This window comes from Aeromonas veronii bv. veronii (assembly GCF_000820225.1).
In the GTDB taxonomy this organism is placed as follows: domain Bacteria; phylum Pseudomonadota; class Gammaproteobacteria; order Enterobacterales; family Aeromonadaceae; genus Aeromonas; species Aeromonas veronii.
The window spans coordinates 23154-45655 of record NZ_CDDK01000036.1 but is presented as its reverse complement, the minus strand read 5'-3'; the positions used below and the strand labels follow the sequence as shown (position 1 = coordinate 45655).

Genomic DNA, 22502 nt, shown 5'->3' with positions numbered 1-22502 from the left:
CCACCAATATCTGGCTTTTCTCTGCCAAGTAAGAGTGCCAGATAGCCGATTATTCCCGCCATTTTCTGGCTATATCAGAGCCCTATCAGTTTCATTCACAGCAATTTGAACGACTCTGCAGGTGGTCAAATCAGGCTTCTGTCGCTTGCTGGCTACAGGGCAGTTCCATATTGACTACCCCCTCTTCCATTTGCACGTCGATCTTGAATCCCAGCCGCTTGGCGAGGTTGACCATGCCGCGATTGCTGGGCATGGTCATGCCGGATAGCTGGCCAATCCCCTGCTCTTTGGCGTAACGGATGATCTTCTCCATCATCAATTTGCCGAGCCCCACCCCTTTCAAGTCCGATCGCACCAGAATTGCAAACTCGGCATCGCTCAGATCCGGGGTCGAGATCGCGCGTACCACGCCGAGGATCTGATCCTGCAGCTCGCCATCTTGCCCCACCGCTACGAAGGCCATCTCCCGGTCGTAATCGATCTGGGTCATGCGAGCCAGCTCTTCATGGCCCAGCTCGCCTACATCGGCGAAGAAGCGTTTGTACCTGTCTTCATCGGAGACCTGCAGCACGAACTGCTTGTGAGCCGGTTCATCTTCCGGCCGGATCGGGCGCAGCAGGATATGGCGCTGATCTTTAAGCCAGGCACCCTCCTCCAGTTCGGTAGGATAGGGGCGGATTGCCAGTCGGTTGCTGGTCGGGATGGCGGGGTCAGCCAGCGTGAGGCTGGCATCCAGCACCACCATCTCGGTACCGCACGCTTGCAGCGGGTGCAGATCCAGCTCCTGGATCTCAGGAAAGGCGAGCAGCAGTTCGGAGAGCTGGCAGAGCACCTGACCGAGGGCATCGGTATCCAGTCGTTCCGGTGTGGCCTGCTCACGAATCTTGCGACTCTTGAGTGCACCGATGATCTGGTAACGGGCCAGCGCCTGATTGAGCGGCGGTAACGCTGCCACCATCTCCTGCGGTTCCGCACCCGACTCACCCAGCAGAATGACGGGGCCAAAGATGGCGTCTTGCTGGATGCGTACCCGCAGCTCGAGGCCACCGCTGCGGCGAGCCATCCGCTGCACCAGCAAACCTTCAATGCGGGCGCCCGCATCATGCTGTTTGACCCTGTCCAGAATGGCATCTGCAGCCTGTGCTACTTCGGCCGAGGTGCGCAGATTGAGCACCACACCGTGTACGGCAGACTTGTGCAGGATATCGGGCGAGCGCAGTTTTACCGCCACCGGATAGCCGATCTGCTCGGCGGTGAGGGTCGCCTCGATGGCGTCGGTGACGATCCAGGTTGGCAGGGTCGAGAGACCGGCAGCTTGTAAAATCGGGTGCACCAGATGGGTATCCAATCTTAGCTGTTTGCGCTCCTGCGCTTGGCGGATCAGCTGCTGGCACAGATCGACATTGAGCTGGTTGCCATGCAGGGATGCCGGGGTTTCCATCAACTGCTTCTGGTTGCGGCGGTATTCCACCATGTGCATGAAGGCGGCCATGGCGCTTTCCGGCGTGCGGTAGGTCGGGAAGCCCGCCTCGGTAAAGAGTTTGCGCCCCTCCTGCGCCGAGTATTCGCCCGCCCAGTTGGTGAGGATGTTGAAACGGCGAGCTCTGGGATGCTGTTTCAGATGAGCAATAAGATGGCTGGCCAGCGGCGCACTCGGTGCCGTGAGCGAGGGGGCGTGGATGATCAGGATGGCGTCGATGCCATCTTCCTGCAGCACGCTGTCCAGCGCCTCCTGATAGGTGGTGATGGTGGCATCGCTGCCGATATCGAGCGGCGGGCGAGCCAGTTTTCCGCCGCGCTCCAGCAGCACATCCACCGCCATATTGGCCAGCCCGCGGCCGTTGGAGATGATGGCGAGTCGCTCTCCCTTGAGGGTCATGGAGTGGCTGAGGGTTTCCACCGCGGCAAACAGTTCGTGGGTATCCCGTACCCGCAGCATGCCGGCACGGCGGATGGCGGCATCATAGACATTGTCGAGGCCGTGGGCCGGTTCGTGGCGCCCGCTTTTCAGCACCAGGATCGGCTTGTTGCGCGATGCTGCCCGCGCAGCCGAGAGAAAGTGGCGGGCGTCGTGCAACTTGTCCATGTAGATCAAGATGGCGCGGGTGACGCTGTCGCGGGAGAGCTGATCCAGCAGCTGGCCGAAGTCGATATCGCAGTGATCACCAAGGGAGATGAAGGCGGAGAAGCCCAGTTCATGCTGCTTGGCCCAATCCAGAATGGTGGTGCTGACGGCGGCGGATTGCGAGAGAAAGGCGACCTGCCCCGGCTTGGCGGCAATAGGGGAAAAGCTGGCGTTGATCCCCTGGCCGGGCAGCAGCATCCCCATGCTGTTGGGGCCGAGCAGGCGAATGCCATATTGCTGGCAGACCCGTTTCAGCTCCAGTCGCTCCTCGGGGGAAAAGTCGGCGGCCAGTATGATGGCCGCCCCCGCGCCCTTTTGGCCGAGCGCTTCCAGCAACGGCAAGACCCGCTCCCGTCTGGTGCAGATGATGGCGAGATCCGGGGTCAGCGGTAGGCTGGCGATATCGGGATAGGCCAGCACGCCGGCGATGGCCTTGTTACGCGGGGTGACGGGGAGGATGGGCCCTTTGAACTGGCCCGCCAGCAGGTGGCGCACGATCACATGACCCGCCTTGAGCGGGTCGGTCGAGGCGCCGATCACGGCGATTGAGTGGGGTTTGAACAGCCGATCCAGACCGCTTGCTTTCATGGGCACTCCCGACAAAAGGGGGAAGATACCAGTCTAATACGCCTTTGCTGCGGGTTCTGTGACCGGATCCTGATCACCGTTTGTTGAGGGCATTGGCACGCAGATAAAAGCGCAGTTCGCCCTGCACCCGGCGAATGGCTCCCAAGTGGCGTTCCTGCAGATAGATATCCTGCTCCCGATCGAGCGCCGTGCTGGGTACGCCCATGCTTTGCAGATACTCGTCAAACAGGGTTGAACCCTTGATCTCTACCAGATGCTGTTTCATGGCTCTCCTCCCTGCGGCTTGGCGTTTGTTGATGAACGCCCAGTCTGCGATGACCTGCCGGGTTTGCCTATTGTCACTTTTGACACGAGATTTGACACGAGAGCGCTCACACATCTTTCAGAGAGGGCGCCGTTGAGGTGCTGGCTGACGTTATAGTATGGCGAGGAGCATAAGGCACGGATGGTGCGCAGGATGATCAGAGTCTGGTGGTGGTGCATGGCACTGTGGACGGTTGGCGCAACGGCAACCGAGCAGCCTATCCGCGCCTGGAATCTGCTGCTGGATCACCCCAACCCCGCCGTCGTCCAGTTGTTGCGCCTCTCCCTCGATCTCACCGTGCCCGAATATGGCCCTTACCAGCTGGTCTCCAGCCCGCAGATGGAGCAGGGGCGGGCGGTGAAGGAGCTGCGCAGCGGCGAGCTGGTTCAGGTCGGTGTCTTTGCCCCGGATGGTCAGCGAGAGCGGGAGTTGCTGGCAATCCACATTCCGCTGGCCAAGGGGCTGCTGGGGTGGCGGGTGTGTCTGGTTCGGAAGGGGGATGAGGGACGTTTTGCCGCGATCGGATCGTTGGCGGACTGGCATCGCGCCGGGCTCTCCATCGGCCAGCACAGATCCTGGCCAGACACCCAGTTGCTGCGGGCTAACGGCCTCAAGGTGACGGTGGGCAATCTTTATGAGGCGCTCTTCAACATGCTGCGCAAGAAGCGTTTTGACTGCTTCCTGCGTTCGGTCATCGAGATCGAGGATGAGCTCAGGCAGCATCCGGATCTCGCCATCGAGCCCCGTCTGGTGTTTCGCTATCCGCTGGCGCTGCTCTTCTTTGTCTCGCCAAAATATCCGGAGCTGGCCCAGCGCATCGAGCTTGGCCTGCTGCGGGCGCGGCAGTCTGGTGCTTTTGACCGGGTCTTTGAAGAGGGATTTGGCAGCACCATTCGGCGGCTGAAACTGGATGAGCGGGTGCGCCTCGAGCTGCACAACCCCGACTTGCCGCTGCCCAGCCGTATGATGATGGTCGATCCGGCCCTTATCTATAATCCGGTGTCAGCGCAGTGAGCCCTGATTCTGCGCGGTATCCCAGAAGGCGCGGATCAGCGGTTCCTCCAGCCGCTTCTTGAGTACCCCGATCCCCACATCAAATGGTTTGAAGGCGGGTTTGAGGTCGATGATCCGCACCTTGTCGCCGAGCGGGCTATGGTCGATCACCGCTGCCGGCACCAGCCCCACGCCACAGCCGAGCGCCACCATGGCGACGATTCCCTCGTTACCCGCCACTTCGGCGTAGATGTTGGGCGCGATCCCCTTGTTGCGAAACCACTGATCGCTGCGTTTGCGGGCCAGCCCCTGCTCGGAGAGGATGACTGGCAACTGCTCCCAATCAGGTTCTCCCTGACGGAACCACTGGTTCAGTTGCGGGGCGTTGCGCGGCGCGATAAAGACCAGCGGCACCAGCTGAAGGCTGGCGAACTCCAACTTGGCGGGCAGGGCATCGGGGCGGGCGGCGATGGCGAGATCGGCTTCATCGGCCAGGATCTTGTCCACCGCTAGCGCCGGGTCGCCGGTCTCCAGCTTGATCTCCAGCTGGGGGTAGCGGCGGCGAAAGCGCTCCAGCACCTCGGGCAGCAGAAAGTAACTGGCAGTGACCGAGCAGAATACCCGCAGCCGCCCCTGTAGCGGTTCATCGCTGCGTTTGAGCTCCTGCTTGAGCTGACGCCACTCCTGCAACAGGCCGCCGCCAAACTCCCGCAGTTTCTCGCCGGCAGGGGTGAGCCGCACCGAGCGGTTGTCCCGCTCGAACAGGATGCAGCCTGTCTCCTGCTCCAGCCGCTGGATGGCGCGGCTCAGGGTGGAAGGGCTGACCGCCATGGCATCGGCGCTCTTGCCGAAATGAAGGGAGTCGGCGAGGTGTAGAAACAGCTCGAGATTGCGAAGATCCATCTTTCAGCTCCTGGCGCGGCTGGTGTGCCCGATATCCAGCGGTTGGCGGCTTGTTTTTGCCATCTCGCGGTACATTCAGCAGGCAATTATAAAGGGTGAACGTTTCAGTTATTGCAACGTACTGTTTCGAATATATCAGTTCAGGCAATAAGTGTCCCGCGCTATAGTGGTTCAGACAACGCCGCTATCCGGCATGGAATCAATCGAACGGAGCAATCACCATGGCTAACTATTTCAACACCTTGAACCTGCGTCAGCAGTTGGCCCAGCTGGGCAAGTGTCGTTTCATGCAGCGCGAAGAGTTCGCGGACGGCTGCAACGTGCTGAAGGGCAAGAAGGTGGTGATTGTGGGCTGTGGTGCCCAGGGTCTGAACCAGGGCCTGAACATGCGTGACTCCGGGCTGGATATCTCCTACGCCCTGCGCAAGGCCGCCATCACCGAGAAGCGCGCCTCCTGGCAGAAGGCCACCGACAACGGCTTCGCGGTCGGCACCTATGAAGAGCTGATCCCGACAGCCGATCTGGTGCTGAACCTGACTCCGGACAAACAGCACTCTGATGTGGTGAAGACCGTGATGCCGCTGATGAAGCAGGGTGCTGCGCTGGGCTACTCCCACGGCTTCAACGTGGTGGAAGAGGGTCAGCAGATCCGCTCCGATATCACCGTCGTGATGGTTGCGCCCAAGTGCCCGGGCACCGAAGTGCGTGAAGAGTACAAGCGTGGCTTTGGTGTGCCGACCCTGATCGCCGTTCACCCTGAAAATGACCCGAAAGGCGAAGGCATGGCCATCGCCAAGGCGTGGGCCTCTGCCACCGGCGGCGACCGTGCCGGGGTGCTGGAATCCTCCTTCGTAGCGGAAGTGAAATCTGACCTGATGGGCGAGCAGACCATCCTCTGCGGCATGCTGCAGGCCGGTTCTCTGCTCTGCTACGACAAACTGGTTGCCGAAGGCACCGACCCGGCCTACGCCGGCAAGCTGATCCAGTTCGGCTGGGAGACCATCACCGAAGCCCTGAAACAGGGTGGTATCAGCCTGATGATGGACCGCCTCTCCAACCCTGCCAAGCTGCGCGCCTTCGAGCTCTCCGAGCAGCTCAAGACCCTGATGCGCCCGCTGTTCGAGAAGCACATGGACGACATCATCGCCGGTGAGTTCTCCCGCGGCATGATGGCCGACTGGGCCGAAGATGACGTCAAACTGTTCACCTGGCGTGAAGAGACCGGCAAATCCGCCTTCGAAAACGCCCCGGCGTTCGCTGGCAAGATTGCCGAGCAGGAGTACTTCGACAATGGCGTGGTGATGGTGGCAATGGTCAAGGCGGGTGTCGAGCTGGCGTTCGAGACCATGGTGGCCTCCGGTATCTACGAGGAGTCTGCCTACTACGAATCCCTGCACGAGCTGCCGCTGATCGCCAACACAGTTGCTCGCAAGCGTCTGTACGAGATGAACGTGGTCATCTCCGACACCGCCGAATACGGTAACTACCTGTTCGCCAACGCCGCCGTGCCCTTGCTGCGCGAGCACTTCATGCCGACCCTGAAAGCGGGCGATCTGGGTGCCAGCAAGGCGGAAGGGCAGAGCGTGGATAACCTGGCGCTGCTGGCGGCCAACGAAGCGACCCGCAACCACCCGATCGAAAAAATCGGCCAGGTACTGCGTGGTTATATGAAAGACATGAAACGCATCGCCGTTGGCGGTTAAGCCCGCATCGGGCTGGATGATGAAGGGGCGGGGATGACGATCCCCGTCGCCGGTCGGACTGGACACCCGCTCGGCCAGCCAGAAAAATCAGCCTGACAGCCATAAAAAAGCCCCGCTCATCGAGCGGGGCTTTTGCATTCAGAAAGGCCCGATAAATCAGGCTTTCCACGCTTTCCAGGTGTTGATCAGGCCGTTGGTGGAGCAGTCGTGGCTGGTGACAGCCTCGTTGTTGCCCAGCTCCGGCAGGATCTTGTTGGCCAGCTGTTTGCCCAGCTCCACGCCCCACTGGTCGAAGGAGAAGATGTTCCAGATTGCGCCCTGTACGAAGATCTTGTGTTCGTACATGGCGATCAGGGCGCCCAGGGTTTTCGGGGTCAGGCTCTTGAACAGGATGGAGTTGGTCGGGCGGTTGCCTTCGAACACCTTGAACGGCACCAGATCCTTGACCTGCTCCAGGGTTTTGCCAGCCGCTAGGAACTCGGCTTCAACCTCTTCCTTGCTCTTGCCGAAGGCCAGCGCCTCGGTCTGGGCGAAGAAGTTGGCCAGCAGTTTCGGATGGTGGTCACCGATCGGGTTGTGGCTGATGGCCGGTGCCAGGAAGTCACAGGGGATCAGCTTGGTGCCCTGATGGATCAGCTGGTAGAAGGCGTGCTGGCCGTTGGTGCCCGGCTCACCCCAGATGATGGGGCCGGTCTGGTAGTCAACCGGCTTGCCGTTGCGATCCACGTACTTGCCGTTGGATTCCATGTTGCCTTGCTGGAAGTAGGCAGGGAAGCGGTGCATGTACTGGTCGTACGGCAGAATGGCTTCGGACTCGGCACCGTAGAAGTTGTTGTACCACAGGCCAATCAGCGCCAGCAGCACCGGCACGTTCTGCTCATAAGAGGCAGTGGCGAAGTGCATGTCCATCTCGAAGGCGCCTTGCAGCAGGGCTTCGAAGTTCTCGAAACCGACAGACAGGGCGATGGGCATGCCGATGGCAGACCAGGAGGAGTAGCGGCCGCCAACCCAGTCCCAGAACTCGAACATGTTGTTGGTGTCGATACCGAACTCGGCCACGGCCTTGCCGTTGGTGGAGAGGGCAGCGAAGTGCTTGGCAACGTGGGCCTTGTCACCGGCGATCTTGATGAACCAGTCGCGGGCGGTCAGGGCGTTGGTCATGGTCTCCTGGGTGGTGAAGGTCTTGGAGGCCACCAGGAACAGGGTGGTTTCCGGATCGATCTTCTTCAGGGTCTCGGCGATGTGGGTGCCATCGACGTTGGAGACGAAGTGCATCTGCAGGTGGTTTTTGTAGGGACGCAGTGCCTCGGTGATCATCACCGGGCCGAGATCAGAGCCACCGATACCGATGTTGACCACGTGCTGGATCGCTTTGCCGGTGTAGCCTTTCCATTCGCCGGAGATGATCTTCTCGCAGAAGCCTTTCATCTTGGCCAGCACGGCGTTCACTTCCGGCATCACATCCTTGCCGTCGCACTCGATGGGGCGGTCGGAGCGGTTGCGCAGGGCCACGTGCAGTACGGAGCGCCCTTCGGTCATGTTGATCTTGTCGCCATTGAACATGGCATCGATCGCGCTGCGAAGATCGGTCTCTTTGGCCAGATCAACCAGCAACTTGAGGGTTTCTTCGGTGATCAGGTTCTTCGAGTAATCAACCAGGATGTCGCCGCCGAAGGTAAGGGAAAACTTGTCAAAGCGCTTCGGGTCCTGCGCGAACAGATCCTTGAGTCGAGTCTCTTTGTTTGCTGCAAAGTGGGCTTCCAGTGCCTGCCAGGCCTGGGTTTGGGTTGGATTGATATTTTTCATAGGATTCCTGAAATGCCAAGTTGTGTTTGAACCTTGCAGGCAAGGTCCCGCCAAACCTTATTATCCGAGCATTATAGCGAGCCGATCGGGCGGCCCGTGTAACAGATTTTTACCGATTGTCTTTTACCGCAATGGGTCAGTGTCGGGAGCATACAACCAGAACATTGGGATTATGTGTCACGAAAGCAAGGCGGATCTTGCGCTTGCTCATGATTGGGGCCACCCCGATAGCCTGAAATTGTTTTCATCCGGTTGGCGTGGTTATGCACCGACATGGCCATGGGCTGGGGCCAGAAACGACAATGCCAGCCCGAAGGCTGGCATTGTCTGTTGCAGCAGAACCGCGATCACGCCTGCGGTTTTTGCATGTGCATCACCATCTGCGGGAAGGGGATCTCGATGCCTTCGGCATCAAAGGTCAGTTTCACCTTCTCGTGGAAGTCGAACCAGACACCCCAGTAGTCAGCGGTTTTCACCCAGGGGCGCACCACGATATTGACCGAGGAGTCGGCCAGCGCGGCAACGGCGATGGTAGCGGCCGGATCTTTCAGGATGCGCGGCTCTTCGCTTACCAGACGCTCGAGGATCTGTTTGGCCTTGCGCAGGTCAGAACCGTAGCCGATGCCAAAGGTCATATCGACGCGGCGGGTATCCATGCGCGAGTAATTGACGATGGTGCCGTTGAGGATGGCGGAGTTCGGTACTACCACCATCTTGTTGTCACCGGAGGTGAGGGTAGTGGTAAAGAGCTGAACGGACTGTACTACACCCGCGGTACCTGCCACTTCGATGAACTCGCCCGCCTTGATGGGGCGGAAGATGATCAGCAGGAAGCCGGCAGCGAAGTTGGAGAGCGAGCCTTGCAGCGCCAGACCGATGGCCAGACCGGCGGCACCGATAATGGCGACGAAGGAGGCGGTCTGCACGCCGACACGGCCCAGCGCGGCGATCACCACGAACACCAGAATGGCGTATTTGAGGATGCTGCCGACGAAGTGGGTGACTGTGGTGTCCAGCTTGCGGGCCTGCATCACCTTGACCACGCCACCGCTGATGAGGTTGGCGGCGATATAGCCGACCAGCAGGGTCAGCAGGGCGGCGGCGATATTGACGCCGTATTCGATCAGCAGTCCCTGATTATTGACCAGCCAGGTCTGCGCTTCGGTAATGATTTCGGGTTCCATAGGATGTCCTGTCAGGTTCTAAAAGGTTTATGGTGGATAAATCTAACACCGCAGCGCGACAGTACGGGTCGCATCTGGTACTTCTTTTCTGCCATAAAAACCTGACACAAAAAAGAAGGGAGGCCAAAGCCTCCCTTCTTTTTGCTGAATGATGCGAAAAAACCATCAGCTCTGCAGCAGCTGGCTGCGGATAAATTGCCACTGATCTTCAAAACCGGCGGTCGGCTTGAGCTTGAACTCGGAGCGCACGAACTGGCTGATGCGGCCTTCGGTGTAGGCCAGCAGCAGATTGGCCAGCATGGTCTCGTCGAGCTGGAAGCCTTGCCCCTCGCGCAGCCGCTTCTCGCGCAGCACCTGCTTGATCTGGGTCTCCAGCTTGTCGAACAGGATGCTGATGCGATCCCGCAGCCGATCGTGCTCACCCAGCAGGGCGTCGCCATTGAGGATGCGGGTAATGCCGGGATTGCGCTCGGCGAACACCAGCAGCAGCTGCAGGATATGGTGGCAGCGCGCCATGGTGTCCTTCTCTTCCGCCATGATCAGATTGACCCGTGACAGCAGGGAATCCTCGATAAAGTCGATCAGCCCCTCGAACATCCGCGCCTTGCTGGGAAAATGTCGATAGAGGGCTGCTTCAGAGACGCCGACCTCGGCCGCCAGACGGGCCGTGGTGATACGCTGCCCCGGACTGGTTTCCAGCATATGGGCGAGCGCTTGCAGGATCTGATCGCGCCGACTCTGTTTCTGATTACTGCTTGCCATGGATTCCCCTAAAAAAACAATGGCTTGATTCTGTTATTAAGCACCGCCCATCGGGCTGGTGTGGTCTGTTATTGGCGACCAGAAGAACCAAAACCGCCTTCACCTCGTTCGCTCTGATTGAACTCATCGACCAGTTGGAAGCTGGCCTGAACTACCGGCATGATCACCAGCTGGGCGATGCGCTCGCCGGGTTGCATGGTGAACTCATCTTTGCCGCGGTTCCAGACCGAGACCATCAGCTGACCCTGGTAATCGGAATCGATAAGACCGACCAGGTTGCCCAGCACGATGCCGTGCTTATGGCCGAGGCCGGAGCGGGGCAGGATGGTGGCACACAGACCCGGATCCTGGATGTGAATGGCCAGACCGGTCGGCACCAGGGTGGTATCACCCGGAGCCAGAGTCAGCGGCGCATCCAGCAGTGCGCGCAGATCCATGCCGGCAGAGCCCGGTGTTGCGTAGGCGGGCAGCGGGAACTCGGTACCGATACGGGCATCCAGAATCTTCAGTTCAATTTGTGTAGTCATGAATCGCTTTTTCAGTTGGATCTTGTATTGGCGCCCCTCTTGGCAAGGCGGGGCGCCGTGAGTCTTGTTCTTTCGGGACGCTCAGTGCCGGTAGTGGCGTGCAATCAGGGCGATCAGGTGACGGGCCAGCGTCAGCTTGTCGGCCAGCGGCAGCGGGGCCTGGCCCCCTTGCCAGAACACGGTCAGGGCGTTGTCATCGGCGTTGAAGCCTTGCCCCTCGCGGGACACATCGTTGGCGGCGATCATGTCCAGCCGCTTACGTTGCAACTTGTCGAGGGCGTATTGTTCCACATCCACGGTTTCGGCGGCAAATCCGACGGTGAAGGGTTTGTCTGAAAGGGCACCGACGGCCGCGATGATGTCGGGATTCTTCACCAGCTTCACCACCATCTGGTCGTTGTCGCCGGTCTTCTTGATCTTCTGGCTGGCGACCTGCTCAGGACGGTAGTCGGCCACGGCCGCGCAGCCGATGAAGAGGTCGCACTCGCCGACCCGGCTCATCACCGCCTGATGCATCTGCTCGGCGCTCTCGACATCGATGCGGGTGACTCCAGCAGGTGTAGCCAGCGTCACCGGGCCGCTCACCAGCGTCACTTCGGCGCCCGCTTCACGGGCAGCTTGGGCGATGGCGTAGCCCATCTTGCCGGAGCTGTGGTTGCTGATGTAGCGCACCGGATCCAGCGCCTCGCGGGTTGGCCCTGCGGTGAGCAGCAGCTTGACGCCTGCCAGCAAGGGCTCGGCGGCCAGCTGCTGACAGCAGCGATCCACCAGTTCGAGGGGATCCAGCATCCGCCCCGGGCCCACATCGCCACAGGCCTGGCTGCCGGCATCCGGCCCCCACAGCAGAATGCCGCGGCTGGCCAGGGTCTTGAGGTTGGCCTGGGTGGCGGCGTTGAGATACATCTGCTGGTTCATGGCGGGCGCCAGTGCGATGGGTGCCGGAGTGGCCAGACAGAGGGTGGTCAGCAGTTCGTCGGCCATGCCGGCGGCCATCCGTGCCATCAGGTTGGCGCTGGCGGGGGCGATCAGTACCAGATCGGCCCACTTGGCCAGTTCGATATGGCCCATGCCCGCTTCGGCAGAGGGATCCAGCAGGCTGTAGGCCACCGGATGACCGGAGACCGCCTGCAGGGTCAGCGGGGTGATGAACTCCTTGGCGGAGCGGGTCATCACCACCCGCACTTCGGCACCCTGATCTTTCAGGCGGCGTACCAGCTCGGCACTCTTGTAGGCGGCGATCCCGCCACTGACACCCAACAGGATGCGTTTATCGGCCAATCTCATCTGCTGTTTCTCTATCCGGCTCATTCTGACTGGTCGGCTAAGATACCACAGGCAATGGATGACGACAGGGGTTGGCATCAAGGGGTGTGGTCGGGCGCGCGCAATTTTTTGCTATGTTTTTTCTCAACAGGGATGAGGGAGAGACAAATGAGCATCAAAGAGTGGCCGGAAGATGAACGCCCCAGAGAGAAGCTGCTGCGTCAGGGGCCCGCGGCGCTCTCCGATGCCGAGCTGCTCGCCATCTTTCTGCGCACTGGCGTCAATGGCCTGAGTGCAGTGGATCTTTCACGTAATCTATTGAATCAATTCGGCTCTTTGCGCAGCTTGCTGGGGGCGGATCAACGGGCATTCTGCGAGGCGCACGGCCTTGGCCCGGCCAAATATGCCCAGTTGCAGGCGGTGCTGGAGATGGCCAGACGCCATCTGGCCGAGCAGCTGCAACGGGGCGATGTCCTCACTTCACCCCAGCTGACCCGCGACTATCTGCAGGCCCAGCTGCGGGATCGGCCACGCGAGGTGTTTGCCCTGCTGTTGCTCGACAATCAGCACAGAGTCATTCAATTTGTTGAGCTTTTTTTCGGCACCATCGACTCGGCGAGCGTCTGGCCAAGAGAAATCGTGCAGATCGCGCTCAAACATAATGCAGCCGCGGTGATTCTGGCGCATAATCACCCGTCCGGCGTCGCCGAGCCCAGTAGGGCCGACCGCCAGATCACGGATCGGATCACGGCCGCTTTGGCCCTGATCGATATCAGAGTGCTGGATCACTTGGTGATCGGTGATGGCATCACGGTTTCTTTTGCCGAGCGCGGTTGGCTATAACTGTGCTCTGGCACCGTATTAGTTGATCTTTGATCACGGATGCTGTATAAAATGCCGCCTTCTGTTTGCCCCGCAATCGAAGGCCAGCGGGGCAGATATTTGCTCGAGCAATGAAGTAAGATTTGGAGAGACTGACATGTCTAGAGTATGCCAAGTAACCGGCAAGCGCCCGGCAGTTGGTAACAACCGTTCGCACGCTAACAACGCCACCAAGCGTCGTTTCCTGCCGAACCTGCACACTCACCGTTTCTGGGTTGAGAGTGAAAAACGCTTCGTAAGCCTGCGCGTATCCGCAAAAGGCATGCGTATCATCGACAAGCGTGGCGTTGAAGTGGTTCTGGCTGAACTGCGCGCCAGCGGTGTTAAGGTATAAGGAATTAGATCATGGCTAAAGGTATTCGCGAGAAAATTCGCCTGAACTCCAGCGCCGGTACTGGTCACTTCTATACCACTACCAAAAACAAGCGCACCATGCCCGAAAAAATGGAGATCAAAAAGTTTGATCCCGTTGTTCGTCAGCATGTGATCTACAAGGAAGGCAAAATCAAGTAATTACTTGATGCTGCATTCCCAAAAACCCGGCTTCGTGCCGGGTTTTTTTATGCGCCGAATTCAGTACACTGCCGGTTCAAAGGGAGGCTTGCCATGTTCAAATTGAGCCGCAAAGGCTGGAATAACGTGATCATTGTGGTGGTGCTGATCGTGATCACCCTGTTGCATCGTATGGAGACTGCCCAGCAGGAGAACAGCGCCAAGCGGGCTCGCCCCTTGTTGCCGGATGCGTCTGTGGTGCTCACTTGGCAGGGGCCTAGTTGGCAGATTGAGCGGATCGGTCAGGGCTGGCGCAGCGTGCCGGATTTGGGGCTCGACACTGCTCAGCTGGATGCCCGTCTGGCACGCTGGCAGAGCTGGTTGCTGCCCCCCGGCGAGGTGGTGCGCGGTACCCCGGTGACCATCAAGGTGTGGATTGCCGGCCAGAGCGATCCGGTCGAGATCGGCCTCTATCAGAACAGCGGCCAATATGGCGCCCAGCTGCCCTCCGGTCTCTGGCTCGCCCTCACTGCCGAGCAGTATCGCGATCTGCTGCGTCCTGCCCCCTGAGTTCCTTTTCCTTGCGAGGTGCCCATGCCCGAATTGCCAGAAGTTGAAGTCAGTCGTCAGGGGATCTCCCCTTGGCTCACCGGTATCAAGGTGACGCGCGTGGTGGTGCGGGATGGTCGCCTGCGCTGGCCGATCCCCGGTGAGATTCAGGAGCTGGTGGACCTCACCATCCATCGGGTGCGTCGGCGTGCCAAATACCTGCTGCTGGAGACTGATTTCGGCACCGCCATCCTTCATCTGGGGATGTCCGGCAGCCTGCGGGTGCTGGATATCGGCACCCCGGCCGAGAAGCACGACCACGTGGATATCGAGCTGGAGAATGGCAAGCTGCTGCGGCTCAACGATCCGCGCCGCTTCGGTGCCCTGCTCTGGACCCGTGAACCGGCCGAAGCCCACGCGCTGCTCGCCAAGCTGGGGCCAGAGCCGCTCACCGATGCCTTCAGTGCTGATTACCTGCAGGGGCGCGCCAAGGGGCGCAGCACCGCCATAAAACAGTTCCTGATGGACAATCAGGTGGTGGTCGGGGTGGGCAACATCTACGCCAACGAGGCGCTCTATGCTGCCGGCATTCACCCCAAACGGGCGGTGGGCAATATCAGTGCCGAGCGGCTGGGAACCCTGGTGGCCGAGATCAAGCGGGTGTTGGCCGAGGCGATTCGCCAGGGCGGCACTACTCTTAAGGATTTCACTAGCGCCGATGGCAAGCCGGGCTATTTCGTGCAGCAGTTGCAGGTTTATGGCCGTGGCGGTCAGCCCTGTTTCCACTGCCACACCCTGCTGACCGAGACAAGAATGGGCCAGCGCACCACGGTTTTTTGCAGTCATTGCCAGCGCTGAGCGCACTTTTTGCCCCGATCCGGGGGAAGTTGTAACAGCGTATTTCCACTCTGTTGAAGATTTGCACAGCTGTCACTAGTATCCCGACCGTTCAGGCGGTTTGAGAATATAAAAATGACAGTTAAATCAATAGACTGGGAATATTTATCCCGGCAGGAGCGTTATTGCGCAAAATCCATGGCCCGCTTCCTCTACCCCGAGGGATGTGACCGGAAAACCTTCAATCGCGGCAAGTTCGTGCTGCGCAGCCTGCTCTATCGCAAGTCGCTGAGCCGGGTCTTCAGCCTGTTTCAGTGCGACTCGCTCAAGGCACTGCCAGCGGTCTATCCCGAGCTGCTCGACAAGCCGATGCGACCCTATCGCTTCGCCTGTGCCAGCGCCCGTGAGCGGGTCGAGATGCTGGAAAATCACTATCGGTTGCTGCTGGAGTGCTACCCGCAGCTGATCGACCCCCTCTATCTGGGCGAGGGGATCGCGCTGGGGCACTATCCCCAGAGCGGCTGCCGCATTCTGCTGCGCCACGATGGCACCTTCCGCCGCGAGGCCGAGCTGGCGCTATCCATCGTCAACGGCGAGGGGCAGCGCCTCTACAGCTGTGCTTTTTCGCTGGCGGGCAGTGCGGATCGTTTGATTCTGATGATCGGCTCCATGCAGGGGCCGGAGCCTGCAGTCGACAATGCCCAGGATCGGGTGCGCGAGCTGACCAAAGAGGGGCACGGCCTGCGGCCCAAATCCCTGCTGGTGCAACTGGTGCTGCAACTGGCGCAGAGCATGGGGGCGGCAGAGGTGCTGGCGGTGCGCAAGCGGGCCCACGTGTTTCAGGCCAAGCGCTACAGCAGCAAGCAGAAAGCCAATTTGCAGGCCGATTATGACGAGCTGTGGCAGGAGTTCGACGCCCGGGATGTGGATACCAACTTCGTCGCACTGCAAGCCCAGCCGCGCAAGCCGCTTGAGGAGATCGCTTCCAAGAAGCGGGCCATGTATCGGCGCCGCTACGAGTGGCTCGATCTGCTGGTGCAGGAGATGAATGAGCAGTTTGCCCGTCAGTAAACGGCAAGCAGGCTGACCTCTCCATGCGAGAGAGATACAACAAGGGCTACCCGTGGGTAGCCCTTGTTCGTAGTTGCCGTTGGGAATGGCGAGTATGGAAGGGGATCACCCTTTCTGTTTGGCTGCGATGGCCTGGGCCACCACGGGGTCGACAAACTGACGAATGTCGCCACCGTGCAGCGCCACCTCTTTCACCAGAGTGGAGGAGATAAAGGAGTTCTCCTCCGCCGGGGTGAGGAAGACGCTTTCCAGCTCCGGCATCAGGCGGCGGTTCATATTGGCCAGCTGGAACTCGTACTCGAAGTCGGAGACGGCGCGCAGGCCGCGGATCAGCACGTTGGCCTGATGCTCTTTGGCAAAATCGACCAGCAGACCGGAGAAGCCCACCACCTTGACGTTGGGAAGCTGGCTGGTCACTTGCTGGACAAGCTGGACACGTTCTGCCAGATCGAACAGCGGGCGCTTGCTCGGGCTGTTGGCGACCCCGACCACCACCTCGTCAAACAGCTTGGCGGCGCGGCCGATGAGATCGGCGTGGCCATTGGTAACGGGATCAAAAGTCCCGGGATAAATTACCCTGGTAGTCATCTTTGCGGTCCTGCAACCTGGAAATTTGGTCGCATTATAAGGTCGTCGCTTGAGAATAGCAGTGCATCAGGCAAGAATACGCCATCGCGCATCAAGCCTCCTTGCATTGGTGACAGGGAGCAAAGGGATTTTTTATGAAACGTATTCTGGTCGTTCGCAATGACAAGATTGGTGACTTCATGCTGGCGTGGCCTAGCTTCGCCATGCTCAAAGGCTCCATGGAGTGTCATGTGACTGCCCTGGTTCCGGCCTACACGGCGCCGCTGGCCCGGCTCTGCCCCTGGATTGACGAGGTGATCATCGATCCGGGCGTGCGGGCCGACAAGGAGCAACAGCGAGCGCTGCTGGCGCGGATCAAGGCGGCGGCGTTCGACGCGTCCATCTGCCTCTTCTCCAACTCCCGCAACGCCATGCTGGTGTGGAAGGCGCACATCCCTTACCGGCTGGCCCCGGCGACCAAGCTGGCGCAGGTGCTCTACAACCAGCGACTGGTGCAGCGTCGCTCCCGCTCCCAAAAGCCGGAGTCCGAGTACAACCTGGAGCTGATCCGCCGCTTCCTGGCCGATCAGCAGGTGGCCGTGGTGGAGCCCAAGACCCCCTTCCTGCAGTTCGATGACGAGACCCTGCTACAGGTGCGCGAACAGCTGGCACTCAAGCTCAAGCTCGATGCCAGCCGCCCCTGGCTGATGGTGCATGCCGGTAGCGGTGGGTCTGCCAACAACCTCTCCATCGAGCAGTATGCCCGCATCATCATCAAGCTCAATCAGGCCTGCCCCGAGCTGCAGTGCGTGCTGACCGCAGGCCCGGGCGAGGAGAAGATGGCCGAACAGCTGGCGGCCGAGTTGCTGGCCCACGGTGGCAACGGCTGGATCTACCGCTCCAGCGATGGTCTGCCGATGTTCTGTCAGGTGCTGGCCAACGCAGCCCTGTTTATCGCTGGCAGTACTGGCCCGCTCCATATCGCTGGCGCGCTCGATGTGCCGACCATCGGCTTCTTCCCGATGCGCCGCTCCGCTACTCCGCTGCGCTGGAAGCCCCTCAACAGCGAAGGGCGTCACCTCGCCTTCAGCCCGCCGGAGGATAGCGACCATCCTGAGGATATGAGTCAACTCGATCCCAAGACCATGGTGCCGGTGATGGCCCGCTGGGCGGCGCCTTTCTGGCGCAAGTAACCTATGCTGCAATGCAAACAGGGCCCCGCGGGGCCCTGTTTCGTATGACGGTTATTCCGGCTGCTGCGGCTGCTGGCGCACCCAGAGGTCGGCGTATTTAACGAAGGTGGAGTGGGCGGAGAGGATCGCCAGCAGCAACCCTTGCTTGCCATCGAGGAAGCCCGCTTTGAGCAGGTACATCTTGAGGAAGCAGCCTACCGCGTGGATCAGCCCCTGACTGAGGGAGCCCTTCTTGCCGCGAGCGGTGCGCTGATCGGCCCAGGCGCGGGCATAACCGGCGGATTTGACCAGATAGTGCTCCAGATCCCGATAGGTGAAGTGGAGCAGGTCGCCATGAATATTGACGATCTTCATGTTGGCGCGCACTTCCACTTTCTCGTGCACCAGTGCCTCGTTGTAGCTGGTGAGCGCCTTGGGATAGAGGCGCAGCACCCGATCCGGATACCAGCCACTGTGGCGGATAAAGCGGCCAAAGACCCAGGAGAGGCGCGGGATCGAGTAGATGGTATCGCTGGCCGGATTGGCCATCACGTTGGCGATGGCGGTTTTCAGCTCGGGGGTGAGCCGCTCGTCGGCATCCAGCCACAGCACCCAGTCGGATTGCACGTGGGATTGGGCCAGTCGGCGCTGTTTGCCAAAGCCCGGCCACTTGGCGTTGACGAAGAAGCGGGCGCCAAATTCGGCGGCAATGGCCGGGGTTTCGTCCTGACTGCCTGAGTCCAGAATGACGATCTCGTCCACCAGTCCGTCGAGGGAGGCGAGGCACTTGCGCAGGTTGTCGGCTTCATTCTTGACGATCAGAACGGCAGCCAGAGTCGGTTTTTTCACGAAATGGGGCTCACGGTTATTGCCCGGCTGGCGGGTCGAATGCGTATTGATGGGCCATTCTAACGGAAAAACGGGTCAAAGAGAGAGCCGCCATTGCCCGTTTCTATCAGCTGTTTGCCTGTCTCGTCTCGTCCGGCTGGAAGATGGGCGCCGCTGGAAAAATGGGGTGACGGCAGCGTCTGCCAAGGATCTTCTGTTATTTATCCAGTCATTCTTGGGGCATAATCTCGCCCAGTGATGATTAACTGCCGGGCCAGTCCCGAGAGAAGACGCGTGATGAAAATATTGGTGATCGGCCCCTCCTGGGTCGGCGATATGGTGATGTCCCAGAGCCTCTACAAGGCGATCAAGGCCAACCATCCGGAGTGCGAACTGCACGTGATGGCCCCCGCCTGGTGCTGTGCCCTGCTGGAGCGGATGCCGGAGGTGGACAAGGCGATCACCATGCCCCTTGGCCACGGTGACTTCAAACTGGTGGCACGCCGCCGCCTCGGCAAGCAGTTGGCCGCCGAAAAATACGATCAGGCCATCGTCCAGCCCAACTCCATGAAGTCGGCGCTGATCCCCTGGTTTGCCCGCATTCCGGTCCGTACCGGCTGGAAGGGCGAGAGCCGCTACGGTCTGCTCAACGACCTGCGCAGCAACAAGTCCGCCTTCCCGCTGATGGTGGAGGGCTATCTGGCGCTCGCTTATCCCAAAGCGCAGATGAAGAGTCGGGCCGATATCCCGACCATTCCGCATCCGGCGCTCCATGTCGATCTGATAAACCAGAGCAAGGCGCTGGAGCGGCTGGGACTGGATCGCGCCCGTCCGGTGCTGGTGCTCTGCCCCGGTGCCGAGTTCGGCCCGGCCAAGCGCTGGCCGGAAGGGCACTACGCCGTGGTGGCCCAGCAGCATCTGGACGAAGGATGGCAGGTGTGGATCTTCGGCTCCAACAAGGATGTACCGGTAGCCAATACCATCCGGGATCGGGTCAACCTGCTGACTCGCCCCAACTGCCACGTGCTGGCGGGCAAGACCAGCCTGCATGAGGCGATCGATCTGATGGCGCTGGCCAGCCGGGTCATCTCCAACGACTCCGGCCTGATGCACATCGCCGCCGCCCTCAACCGGCCGCTGGTGGGTGTCTATGGCTCCACTTCGCCGCTCTACACCCCGCCGCTGGCGGATCGGGTCGAGATCGTCCACACCGACATCGAGTGTCGCCCCTGCTTCAAGCGCACCTGCAAATTCGGCCATCTCAAGTGCCTGATCGATCTGGCGCCGGAGCAGGTGGTCGATGCCTGCAAGAAGCTGGAGCAGAGTCAGTAAGATGCCCTACCGTCTGCTCTACAACCTGCTGATCCATCTGGGATTGCCGCTGGCGCTGCTGGCCCTCTACAAGCCGAAGAGGGGCAAGCCCGGTTTTGGCAAGCGCTGGGCCGAGCATCTCGGGCGGCTGCCCGCCACCGGACAGGATGTACCGCTGTGGATCCATGCGGTGAGCGTGGGGGAGACGCTGGCCATCATGCCGCTCATTCGCGCCCTGAAAGCGGAGCGGCCCGATCTGCCGATCCTGCTCACCACCACCACCCGCACCGGCGCCGATCAGGCTGCCAGGCTGGGGGATCTGGTGATCCATCGCTACGCGCCGCTCGACTACCCCTGGGCCATTGCCGCCTTTCTCGACACCTTCAAGCCGCGCGCGCTCTGGGTGATGGAGACCGAGCTGTGGCCAAACTGGCTGGCCGCCTGCGAGGTGCGCCACCTGCCGGTGACCATCATCAACGCCCGCCTCTCCGAGCGTTCCTGCCAGCGTTATGCCCGCTTCCACGGCGCCTTCGACGCCCTGAGCCGGCCACTGACCCATCTGCTCTGTCAGCATCAGGATGACGCCGACCGCTTCGCCCACCTCGGCATCGATCGTTCGCGGCTGGCGGTGACCGGCTCCATCAAGTTCGATATCCAGTTTGGTGACGAGGTACAGGCAAAAGGGCGCGCCCTGCGCCAGCAGTTGGGGGCGGATCGGCCGGTCTGGATCGCTGCCAGCACCCATCAGGGTGAGGACGAGCAGGTGCTGGCCGCCTTCGATCTGCTGCTCAAACGCCATCCCGATGCGCTGCTCATTCTGGTACCGCGCCACCCCGAGCGGTTCGACCGGGTGGCCGAGCAGTGCGCCCCTTATGGCTGTGTGCGGCGCACTGATGGTGCTGCGGTGAGTGCCGGGGATAAGGTCTATCTCGGCGATACCATGGGCGAGCTGCCGCTGATGCTGGCGGCAGCCGATGTGGCCTTTGTCGGCGGCAGTCTGGTGAAGATCGGCGGTCACAACCTGCTGGAGCCGGCGGCCCTCGGCAAGCCTTGCCTGACGGGTCCCGCCTACTTCAACTTCAGCGACATCACTCGCCAGCTGGTGGCTCAGGGTGGCGCCGCCATCGTGGCCGATGCCGCCGAGCTGGGCGAGCAGGTGAGCCAGCTGTTTGCCGACGAGAGCACCCGCCGCGAGATGGGCGAGCAGGCCCGCGCCGTGGTGCTGCGCAATCAGGGAGCCCTGGCGCGTACCCTCTCGCACTGCCTCACTGCGCTGGAAAACGACTGAGTGTCGGTCTTTCATACCGCCCGGCCATAAAAAAACGGAGCGCGATGCGCTCCGTTTTGTTTTTGGCGGTTGCCGGAATTAGCGAACGATCAGCCCCAGCAGGATGCCGACCACACCGAAGTCGGAGTCGCTGAAGGTGGTGTTGGCGAAACCGAGGTTGCCCAGCACCGGCAGCAGGAACACCGGCAGAATGGTGAGCAGCAGCAGGCCGTTGGCGAAGGAGCCCAAAATGGCGCCGCGACGACCACCGGTGGCGTTGCCGAACACCCCGGCAGCGGCGCCGACGAAGAAGTGCGGTACCACGCCCGGGATGATGACGGTCAGGCCCATGGCGTAGAGCAGCGCCATCCCCACCAGACCGGCAGCAAAGCTCGACAGGAAGCCGATCAGCACGGCGTTGGGGGCATAGGGGAAGACGATGGGGCAGTCGAGTGCCGGCTTGGCGTTCGGTACCAGCTTGTCGGAGATACCCTTGAAGGCCGGTACGATCTCGGCGATGACCATCCGCACACCTTGCAGGATGACGTAGACACCGGCGGCGAAGGTGATGGACTGCATCAGGGAGAACATGAACCAGTGCTTGCCCTTGGCGACGCTGGAGACAAACTCGGGGCCAGCGAAGGCGGAGGTCACCAGGAAGATGATGCCCATGGTGAAGGAGATGGCCACCGGGGTATCGCGCAGGAACAGCAGGCTCTTCGGTACCTGCACATCTTCGCAGCTGTGGGCCTTGTTGCCGAACTTGGCGCCGATCAGGGCGGAGAGCACGTAGGAGCAGGTGGAGAAGTGGCCCAGTGCCACGTCATCGGAGCCGGTGATCTGCTTCATGAAGGGGTGGGCGATGGCCGGGAAGAAGACCATGGCGACACCGACCACCAGACTGCCCACCGCGATCAGCGGTACGCCGCTCATGCCGCCGGCAGAGAGGATCACCGCCACCATCATCGACATGAACAGGGTGTGGTGACCGGTCAGGAAGATGAATTTCCACGGGGTCAGACGGGCGATCAGGATGTTCACCAGCATGGCGAAGAACATGATCATCGCCATCTCCTTGCCAAACGAGGTCTGGGCGATGGAGACGATGGCCTCGTTGTTGGGGACGACCCCCTTGATACCGAAGGCGTGCTGGAAGATGACGGCAAAGTCACCCAGCGAGTTGATCACTAGGGTGGCACCGGCCCCCAGAATGACGAAACCCATGATGGTCTTGACCGTGCCCTTGATGCACTCGGTCACCGGTTTCTTCTGGGCAATCAGGCCGATAAGCGCGATCAGGCCGACCAGCACGGCGGGCTCGGACAGCACGTCAAACATCAGAAAGTTGAAAAATTCCATGGTCAGCTC

Annotated in this window: 22 protein-coding genes; 11 read left to right on the top strand and 11 right to left on the bottom strand. The window is 60.7% G+C overall.

Translation table 11 applies throughout. The features are described 5' to 3' along the window. Nucleotides 1–130 precede the first annotated feature (130 nt). Both BN1139_RS15405 and BN1139_RS15400 read right to left on the bottom strand, forming a co-directional pair. Nucleotides 131–2713, bottom strand: coding sequence for a bifunctional acetate--CoA ligase family protein/GNAT family N-acetyltransferase (locus BN1139_RS15405; RefSeq protein WP_005355969.1), 2583 nt, complete (start codon nt 2711–2713; stop codon nt 131–133). Between the two features lie 73 nt (nt 2714–2786). After that, the gene (locus tag BN1139_RS15400) at nt 2787–2978 is read right to left on the bottom strand and encodes a hypothetical protein (RefSeq protein ID WP_005339486.1); all 192 of its coding nucleotides are present in this window, start codon (nt 2976–2978) and stop codon (nt 2787–2789) included. Nucleotides 2979–3170: 192 nt separating this feature from the next. Here BN1139_RS15400 and BN1139_RS15395 point away from each other — a divergent pair, with 192 nt between their 5' ends. Further along, nucleotides 3171–4031 carry a transporter substrate-binding domain-containing protein gene (locus tag BN1139_RS15395; RefSeq protein ID WP_041202832.1) on the top strand — a complete coding sequence of 287 codons (861 nt, stop codon included), beginning with the start codon at nt 3171–3173 and terminating at the stop codon, nt 4029–4031. Here the strand turns inward: BN1139_RS15395 and ilvY are convergent. After that, a complete protein-coding gene (ilvY, locus tag BN1139_RS15390; protein WP_005342097.1) occupies nt 4020–4913 on the bottom strand; it encodes an HTH-type transcriptional activator IlvY in 894 nt (297 codons plus the stop codon). The two genes, BN1139_RS15395 and ilvY, sit on opposite strands and share 12 nt — an antisense overlap. Nucleotides 4914–5134: 221 nt before the next feature. Here ilvY and ilvC point away from each other — a divergent pair, with 221 nt between their 5' ends. Then, nucleotides 5135–6616 (top strand): ketol-acid reductoisomerase, encoded by a 1482-nt coding sequence (ilvC, locus tag BN1139_RS15385; protein ID WP_005355979.1) that lies wholly within the window; start codon nt 5135–5137, stop codon nt 6614–6616. Nucleotides 6617–6772: 156 nt separating this feature from the next. Here the strand turns inward: ilvC and pgi are convergent, their stop codons facing one another. The 5 genes from pgi to coaBC all read right to left on the bottom strand — a co-directional run bounded on the left by pgi (nt 6773) and on the right by coaBC (nt 12179). Continuing rightward, the gene (pgi, locus tag BN1139_RS15380) at nt 6773–8422 is read right to left on the bottom strand and encodes a glucose-6-phosphate isomerase (protein ID WP_005355982.1); all 1650 of its coding nucleotides are present in this window, start codon (nt 8420–8422) and stop codon (nt 6773–6775) included. A 347-nt stretch (nt 8423–8769) separates the two neighbouring features. Continuing rightward, the gene (locus BN1139_RS15375; RefSeq protein WP_005339493.1) at nt 8770–9606 is read right to left on the bottom strand and encodes a mechanosensitive ion channel domain-containing protein; all 837 of its coding nucleotides are present in this window, start codon (nt 9604–9606) and stop codon (nt 8770–8772) included. A gap of 165 nt (nt 9607–9771) precedes the next feature. Further along, nucleotides 9772–10368, bottom strand: a complete 597-nt coding sequence (gene slmA / locus BN1139_RS15370; RefSeq protein ID WP_005339495.1) for a nucleoid occlusion factor SlmA — start codon at nt 10366–10368, stop codon at nt 9772–9774. Between the two features lie 68 nt (nt 10369–10436). Then, entirely contained in the window at nt 10437–10895 is a 459-nt protein-coding gene (gene dut, locus BN1139_RS15365; RefSeq protein WP_005355985.1) for a dUTP diphosphatase, read from the bottom strand. Between the two features lie 81 nt (nt 10896–10976). Next, nucleotides 10977–12179: a bifunctional phosphopantothenoylcysteine decarboxylase/phosphopantothenate--cysteine ligase CoaBC gene (gene coaBC / locus BN1139_RS15360; RefSeq protein ID WP_005355988.1), complete on the bottom strand. Its 1203-nt coding sequence runs from the start codon at nt 12177–12179 to the stop codon at nt 10977–10979. 147 nt (nt 12180–12326) lie between these two features. Between coaBC and radC the strand changes: the two genes are divergently transcribed. The 6 genes from radC (at nt 12327) to BN1139_RS15330 (ending at nt 15989) form a co-directional block, all read left to right on the top strand. Beyond that, nucleotides 12327–13001: a RadC family protein gene (gene radC / locus BN1139_RS15355; RefSeq protein ID WP_005355991.1), complete on the top strand. Its 675-nt coding sequence runs from the start codon at nt 12327–12329 to the stop codon at nt 12999–13001. A gap of 136 nt (nt 13002–13137) precedes the next feature. Beyond that, entirely contained in the window at nt 13138–13374 is a 237-nt protein-coding gene (gene rpmB, locus BN1139_RS15350; RefSeq protein ID WP_005307492.1) for a 50S ribosomal protein L28, read from the top strand. A gap of 11 nt (nt 13375–13385) precedes the next feature. Continuing rightward, nucleotides 13386–13553, top strand: coding sequence for a 50S ribosomal protein L33 (rpmG, locus tag BN1139_RS15345; protein ID WP_005307500.1), 168 nt, complete (start codon nt 13386–13388; stop codon nt 13551–13553). Between the two features lie 93 nt (nt 13554–13646). Continuing rightward, nucleotides 13647–14102, top strand: a complete 456-nt coding sequence (locus tag BN1139_RS15340) for a hypothetical protein (protein ID WP_005355994.1) — start codon at nt 13647–13649, stop codon at nt 14100–14102. Nucleotides 14103–14126: 24 nt separating this feature from the next. After that, entirely contained in the window at nt 14127–14939 is an 813-nt protein-coding gene (gene mutM, locus BN1139_RS15335) for a bifunctional DNA-formamidopyrimidine glycosylase/DNA-(apurinic or apyrimidinic site) lyase (protein WP_005356002.1), read from the top strand. Nucleotides 14940–15053: 114 nt separating this feature from the next. Next, nucleotides 15054–15989, top strand: coding sequence for a VirK/YbjX family protein (locus BN1139_RS15330; RefSeq protein WP_005356007.1), 936 nt, complete (start codon nt 15054–15056; stop codon nt 15987–15989). Nucleotides 15990–16094: 105 nt separating this feature from the next. On the opposite strand, the gene coaD is transcribed toward BN1139_RS15330, so the two are convergent. Then, entirely contained in the window at nt 16095–16577 is a 483-nt protein-coding gene (coaD, locus tag BN1139_RS15325; RefSeq protein ID WP_005356008.1) for a pantetheine-phosphate adenylyltransferase, read from the bottom strand. A 134-nt stretch (nt 16578–16711) separates the two neighbouring features. Between coaD and BN1139_RS15320 the strand changes: the two genes are divergently transcribed. Further along, nucleotides 16712–17749 carry a glycosyltransferase family 9 protein gene (locus BN1139_RS15320; protein ID WP_005339514.1) on the top strand — a complete coding sequence of 346 codons (1038 nt, stop codon included), beginning with the start codon at nt 16712–16714 and terminating at the stop codon, nt 17747–17749. Between the two features lie 51 nt (nt 17750–17800). Here the strand turns inward: BN1139_RS15320 and BN1139_RS15315 are convergent, their stop codons facing one another. Then, nucleotides 17801–18577: a glycosyltransferase family 2 protein gene (locus BN1139_RS15315; RefSeq protein WP_005339515.1), complete on the bottom strand. Its 777-nt coding sequence runs from the start codon at nt 18575–18577 to the stop codon at nt 17801–17803. Nucleotides 18578–18853: 276 nt separating this feature from the next. On the opposite strand from BN1139_RS15315, the gene waaF reads away from it, so the two are divergent. Next, a complete protein-coding gene (gene waaF, locus BN1139_RS15310; RefSeq protein WP_005339516.1) occupies nt 18854–19888 on the top strand; it encodes a lipopolysaccharide heptosyltransferase II in 1035 nt (344 codons plus the stop codon). A 1-nt stretch (nt 19889) separates the two neighbouring features. Beyond that, the gene (waaA, locus tag BN1139_RS15305; protein ID WP_005356009.1) at nt 19890–21155 is read left to right on the top strand and encodes a lipid IV(A) 3-deoxy-D-manno-octulosonic acid transferase; all 1266 of its coding nucleotides are present in this window, start codon (nt 19890–19892) and stop codon (nt 21153–21155) included. Nucleotides 21156–21233: 78 nt separating this feature from the next. Here waaA and BN1139_RS15300 read toward each other — a convergent pair whose 3' ends face one another. Continuing rightward, nucleotides 21234–22493, bottom strand: coding sequence for a PTS ascorbate transporter subunit IIC (locus BN1139_RS15300; RefSeq protein WP_005356012.1), 1260 nt, complete (start codon nt 22491–22493; stop codon nt 21234–21236). Nucleotides 22494–22502: the final 9 nt, after the last annotated feature.